This window comes from Microbacterium sp. (genome assembly GCF_029263575.1).
Taxonomy (GTDB): Bacteria; Actinomycetota; Actinomycetes; order Actinomycetales; family Microbacteriaceae; genus Microbacterium.
Window position 1 is genome coordinate 1 of the sequence record NZ_JAJUFV010000199.1, and the last position, 4631, is coordinate 4631.

Consider the following 4631-nt stretch of genomic DNA (forward strand, 5'->3'; position numbering starts at 1 on the left):
CTGCGCGCAGAGGGCCTTGTCGACCGCGACGAGACGAGCGCCCGGTGGATGCCCGGACCCGAGCTGTTTCTCATGGGATCCGTGGCCGCGGCTCGGTACGACGTCACCGCCCTCGCCCGCGATATCGTCCGTTCACTCGCGGTGAAAACAGAGGAGAGCGCGTTCCTTTCCGTACGCCGCGCCGACCAGACCGTGTGCCTCCTGCGCGAGGAAGGCTCGTTCCCGATCCGCTCCTTCGTGCTCAGCGAGGGCGTTCGATTTCCGCTCGGCGTCGCCAGCGCCGGACTCGCGATCCTGTCGTTTCTGCCCGACCACGATGTGGATGCCTATTTCGACCGGCATCCGGAACTCAGCGAGAACTGGGGCCGAGCACATCGCACACAGAAGCTGCGCACGCGTCTCGCCGAGACGAAGGAACGTGGCTATGCGGTCAATCCGGGCCTCATCGTCGAGGGCAGCTGGGGTATGGGCGCTGCCGTGTTCGATCGCTCCGGGCGCCCGGAATGGGCGCTGAGCCTGACCGGGGTCGAGTTCCGATTCGGCCCTGACCGTATCGCCGACCTCGGACGCACCCTGCTGGCGCACGCCCACCAGCTCTCCTCACGCATCGCCGGCACGCGGCGGTGAGCGTTTATTCGGACGCTGAGCGACACCCGCGGACAGCTCGCGTCCAGGCGATCTCGGCGCGGAAGTCTATCGTGTCGTCGGCTGTGACCTCACCTGACTCTTCGGTACGGTGGGCCCATGAGTGATCCCACCACCCTTCCCGAACGCAGCCGCATCGTCGAAAATCACCTGCGTGACGCGGGCGTCGAAAGCGAGATACGCGTCCTGCCTGACTCTGCCCGCACGGCCGCGGAGGCGGCATCCGCGATCGGCTGCACGGTCGGCGCCATCGCCAACAGCCTCGTCTTCGTGGTCGATGAGGAGCCGGTGCTTGTGATGACCAGCGGCGGGCACCGCGCCGATTTCGCCGTGCTCGCTCGCCGCCTCGCCGCGACCGACGTCGCAATGGCCCCGGCATCCGTCGTTCGCACGGCGACCGGGCAGGCAATCGGCGGCGTCGCACCGATCGGGCATCCCACGAAGCTGCGCACATACATCGACGAGGCGCTGCGCGATCACGACGTGATCTGGGCCGCGGGCGGACACCCGCACACCGTCATGCCGCTGACTTTCGAGACACTGTGCACCCTCACCGACGGGCAGGTCATCAGCGTCACCGACTGATATGAGAAAAGCCTCAGCACACCGGCGAGAGTGTGCTGAGGCTGATCTGTGCGCCCCCCGGGACTCGAACCCGGAACCCATTGATTAAGAGTCAATTGCTCTGCCATTGAGCTAGAGGCGCATGGTCGAAATCGTTCCCGACCGACGAACAACGTTACCAGCTTCCCGGCGCCACGCGAAATCGACGCAGGCCGATTCGTCTGGCACGGGGCACTATCCTGAAGAGGTGACCGACTCCCCCGCCGCCACGGCCTTTACCAGCGACCTTGCGCTAGCACTTCGACTCGCCGATGCCGCCGATGAGCAGTCGATTCCCCGCTTCGACGCCGCAGATCTGCAGATCTCCACGAAGTCGGACCAGTCATATGTCACCGACGCCGATCTCGCGACCGAACGGGCCATCCGTGGTCTGCTGGCTGTCGAGCGGCCAGCAGACGGAATCCTCGGCGAAGAGTACGGAACAGAAACCGGCACCGCCGGCGGAGCGAGCCGCCAGTGGATCATCGATCCCATCGACGGCACCGCGAACTACCTGCGCGGCGTGCCGCTGTGGGGCACCATGATCTCCCTTGCAGTCGACGGCGTTCCCCGGGTGGGCGTCGTGAGCATGCCCGCGCTCAGGCGCCGTTGGTGGGCAGCCACCGGATCCGGCTCATGGACGGCCTCGCCCGACGGACCACGACGGCTGCAGGCATCCGCCGTCGAGAGCATCCACGACGCCAGCGTCAGCTTTCAGAGCATCACCCAGTGGGCCGATGCCGGGCACCTTCCCTCGCTGCTTCGCATCGCGGAGACGGTCTGGCGCGATCGCGCCTACGGCGACGTGTTCTCATACATGATGCTCGCCGAGGGACGGCTCGAGATGGTCGCCGAGTTCGACGTCCAAGAATATGACATCGCTGCGGCCGTGCCGATCGTCCGTGAGGCCGGCGGCACCTTCACCTCCTTCGACGGCGTCGAGACGATCTCGGCGCGATCGACACTTGCCACCAACGGCGTTCTCCATGACGCTTTCCTCGAACTCGTCCATCACCCCGCGCACGACTGATCCGACAAGGCCAGAGATGACCCGCCGAATCCCCGTCACCGCCTTCGCAGCGTTGACCACCGCACTCCTGCTGACCGGATGCGCCGCTGGCGAAGAGCCCGCGACTCCCCCGGACCCCACCCCCGTTGAGACGGAAGCCGCAGCCGAGCCCGTTGAAGAGACGCCAGCGCCCGCTGACGAGGAGACAGCCGATCCCACGTGCGAGACCATCATCTCCGCCAGCACCGTCGAGGCTCTGACTGACCTCGGCTGGACCTACGAGCAGAAGGAGTTCCGCTTCGGTGAAGAGATCATCGACGGCGGACTCGAGTGCGTCTGGGGCGACTACACCGTCGCGTCAGACCACGTGCAGGTCTTTGGCTGGGCGCCCCTCGACGCAGACGCCTCCGCCGACGCCCAGCAGAAGCTGATCGGCTCGGGATGGTTGCGCGCCGACGCTGACGGGCACACCTACATCACCGAAGACCCCGCCTATGCCATGGCCACCGACGAAGAAGGCTTCGGCATGACCTACGAGTTCGGCGACGGCTGGGTCAAGCTCGCCGACGCCAAACAGAGCCTCATTCTCATCGAGTGGCCGTGACCACGACGAGGCCCGCCACCCCATGTGCTGGGGAGGCGGGCCTCGTCACATCGTGACAGCGGCGTGGTGGAGCTGGGGGGAATCGAACCCCCGTCCAACGCTGAGTCTCCACGCCTTCTCCGGGCGCAGTCTGTGAAGACGTTCTACTCGGCTCCGACCTTTGTCACAGACACCTAAGTCGACGAGCCCAGCCTGGGAAGAGTCCCACGTGACGTCCAGACGCCGTCACGCAGCAAGATTCCTCAATGACGCCAGGATCCGTACCGGAATCACATACGGTCTGACGGACTATCGGGCTCGCTTATGCAGCGAGGGCGAAGTCGTTGCGCTTTGATTCGGCAACTATTGTTTTGCAGGGAGCGTTTGCGAGATAACCCTGCATCCTCGGCCCGCTTCTCGTGAATAAACAGGCGCTGTCGAAACCGATCAGCCCCGTGTTCCTTCTGGCGAAGGGACCGCTGTCACTCTGTGGATTTTTCAGCTCGGCTGCCAAAGCATCCGAGCATTACAGACTATAACGGATTCGCGCTTCGCGCTATTCCGGCGCCGGGAGTGGCGTCCGTCGTCCGACAACAGGACGACTGCCCCAGATCAGGACGATCCTGCAGAGAATCTCCTGTTTCGGGTGATTGTTCCTGTTTCGGGCACGCGTCAGGTGTGCACGAACGGCGCCAGATCCGCCGCCAGGCGCTCCGAAACGTGCGCATGCACCTCGGTGCCGTGCTCGCCGTGCTCTGCCGACAGCAGGATGCCGCTCTCGTGCACGGCTGCGACGAGATCGCCCCGGTCGTAGGGCACGAGTGCGTGCACTTCGACGGCCGGCTTCGGCAGCGCCTCTTCGATCGCCAGGCGCAGCGTCTGGATGCCCTCTCCGGAGCGCGACGACACGAAGTGCGCGTGCGGCTCGAGACCCTGCAGCACCAGCCGTTCATCGCCGGTGAGGAGATCGGCCTTGTTGAATACCACGATCTCAGGGAGCTCGCGGGCGCCGACGTCGCCCATCACATCGCGTACCGTCTGGAGCTGACCGGCAGGGTCTGGGTGGGAGGCATCGACGACGTGCACGACGACATCGGCATCGGCGACCTCTTCCAGCGTCGAGCGGAAGGCCTCGACGAGCTGATGCGGCAGGTTCCGGACGAATCCAACCGTGTCGGTCAGGGTGTAGACGCGGCCGTCTGCCGTCTCCGCCCGGCGCACCGTGGCATCGAGCGTCGCGAACAGGGCGTTCTCGACGAGCACCCCCGCACTGGTGAGCGCATTGAGCAGGCTCGACTTCCCGGCGTTCGTGTACCCGGCGATCGCCGCCGACGGGATCGTGTTGCGTTTGCGTTCCGCGCGCTTGGCCTCGCGGGCAGGCGCGAAGTCACGGATCTGGCGACGCAGAATCGCCATGCGGGTGCGGATGCGGCGACGATCGAGCTCGATCTTCGTCTCACCGGGGCCGCGCGAGCCCATTCCCGCGCCTCCGGCGCCCACCTGGCCACCGGCCTGCCGACTCATCGAGTCGCCCCAACCGCGAAGCCTCGGCAACAGGTACTCGAGCTGCGCGAGCTCGACCTGCGCCTTGCCCTCTCGGCTCTTCGCATGCTGGCTGAAGATGTCGAGGATCACCGTCGTGCGGTCGATCACCTTCACCTTCACGACATCTTCCAGCGCACGTCGTTGACTCGGTGCGAGTTCGGAGTCGGCGATCACGGGGTCAGCACCGGATGCTGCGACGAGATCCTTCAGCTCTTGCGCTTTGCCCCGCCCGAGATACGTGGCCGC

At 65.7% G+C, this 4631-nt stretch carries 5 protein-coding genes, 1 tRNA gene and 1 other RNA gene; 4 read left to right on the forward strand and 3 right to left on the reverse strand.

Going from position 1 to position 4631, the window contains the following annotated elements:
- Positions 1 to 627: IclR family transcriptional regulator (locus Q1J95_RS14590; RefSeq protein ID WP_300268868.1), on the forward strand; the 627-nt coding region annotated here is incomplete at its 5' end.
- A gap of 117 nt (positions 628 to 744) precedes the next feature.
- On the forward strand, positions 745 to 1230 hold the full coding sequence (locus Q1J95_RS14595; RefSeq protein ID WP_300268870.1) for a YbaK/EbsC family protein: 486 nt from the start codon (positions 745 to 747) through the stop codon (positions 1228 to 1230).
- Positions 1231 to 1279: 49 nt separating this feature from the next.
- Here the strand turns inward: Q1J95_RS14595 and Q1J95_RS14600 are convergent.
- Positions 1280 to 1351, reverse strand: a tRNA-Lys gene (locus Q1J95_RS14600).
- Between the two features lie 105 nt (positions 1352 to 1456).
- On the opposite strand from Q1J95_RS14600, the gene Q1J95_RS14605 reads away from it, so the two are divergent.
- Both Q1J95_RS14605 and Q1J95_RS14610 read left to right on the forward strand, forming a co-directional pair.
- The gene (locus Q1J95_RS14605) at positions 1457 to 2278 is read left to right on the forward strand and encodes an inositol monophosphatase family protein (protein ID WP_300268873.1); all 822 of its coding nucleotides are present in this window, start codon (positions 1457 to 1459) and stop codon (positions 2276 to 2278) included.
- A gap of 16 nt (positions 2279 to 2294) precedes the next feature.
- Entirely contained in the window at positions 2295 to 2861 is a 567-nt protein-coding gene (locus Q1J95_RS14610) for a hypothetical protein (protein ID WP_300268876.1), read from the forward strand.
- Between the two features lie 64 nt (positions 2862 to 2925).
- Here Q1J95_RS14610 and ssrA read toward each other — a convergent pair.
- Both ssrA and hflX read right to left on the reverse strand, forming a co-directional pair.
- Positions 2926 to 3295: a transfer-messenger RNA gene (gene ssrA / locus Q1J95_RS14615) on the reverse strand.
- 217 nt (positions 3296 to 3512) lie between these two features.
- Positions 3513 to 4631 (reverse strand): GTPase HflX (gene hflX, locus Q1J95_RS14620; protein ID WP_300268877.1); only part of this gene is annotated, 1119 nt, incomplete at its 5' end.